Annotated in this window: 1 protein-coding gene; it reads left to right on the top strand. The window is 46.7% G+C overall.

Annotated elements, in window-relative coordinates; genetic code table 11:
* Positions 1–250 precede the first annotated feature (250 nt).
* Positions 251–739 (top strand): hypothetical protein (locus ACQRCJ_RS12455; protein WP_427799944.1); only part of this gene is annotated, 489 nt, incomplete at its 3' end.

Below are 739 nucleotides of genomic sequence, written 5' to 3'. Positions count from 1 at the left end.
TTAAAATCAAAAAACATGCCGGACATCCTCTAAAGCTTTCTTCGAGAAATATATTGGACTTATATAGGATATTTTTATCATACTACGCTATGATTTAAAAAATAACGGACAAAATAAGAGTAATACTAATTCCATATTGACTTTTTTATAAAATATGGTATAATAGTAAAAAGCCGAAAAATGGCTTTCGGCTAAAGCCCTCTGCATTCATGCAGGGGGCTTTTCGTTTATTATAAGATAGGAGTTATTTATGTCTTACACGAAAGAAATGTGTCTGTACCTTCTCGACAACCCTGACACCATTGAAGTTGAATCGCTTACCGAGAGCGTTGAGCGGCAAATCTTCCAAGCCATGAATAAGGCCATATCCATGCGTGTTGGCGACAGAACGCCGTGGCGCGGCCAGTACGCGCTTGTGACCGGTGACGACGAGGAGCACGAAGAAACGTGGTTCGCCTGCGCTCATTGGCCGTACAAAGCCAATGGTGATCCCCTCGTGTGCTTTCGCTTGTGGGAGAACGAAGGCGACAACGGCTATTGGCTGTCCCAGGCGCTTGGTGTGAACGGCGGCTCCATGTGCTTCGAGTTCAGGATGGTCGGCAAGACCGGTGGGCCTTCCTTATATAAGGTAAAGAAGGCCATGAAGGAGTTCTACGAGCAGAACGCCCGGCTCAAGGAGGCTGGCTTCAAGCTGCACGAACGAGGATCCATTTTCATGCCGTTTACGCTGGTTCCCGGT

Origin of the sequence: Desulfovibrio sp. SGI.102, from assembly GCF_050314315.1 — a bacterium.
Taxonomy (GTDB): domain Bacteria; phylum Desulfobacterota; class Desulfovibrionia; order Desulfovibrionales; family Desulfovibrionaceae; genus Desulfovibrio.
The sequence above is the reverse complement of the archived record's forward strand: the minus strand, read 5'-3'. Positions and strand labels throughout refer to the sequence as shown.